General features: G+C 36.9%; 1 pseudogene. It reads left to right on the top strand.

Annotated elements, in window-relative coordinates:
• Positions 1–203 (top strand): annotated as a pseudogene (locus tag ACWQ4X_RS19970) (IS4-like element ISAba33 family transposase); the annotation flags it as partial.

Genomic DNA, 203 nt, shown 5'->3' with positions numbered 1-203 from the left:
CTATTTAGTTGTCTCAAAGGACGTGGATTCAATCTTGAAAATACTCGTTTAACAGACCCTAGACGAGTCAAGAAATTGATAGCAGTGCTAGCTATCGGTTTCTGTTGGTGCTATTTAACAGGTGAATGGCAACATGATCGAAAAAAAGCAATAAAAATAAAGAAGCATGGACGACTTTCAGTAAGTTTATTTCGCTACGGTTT

This window comes from Acinetobacter sp. NigerLNRRAM0016 (genome assembly GCF_054112845.1).
The sequence above is the reverse complement of the archived record's forward strand: the minus strand, read 5'-3'. Positions and strand labels throughout refer to the sequence as shown.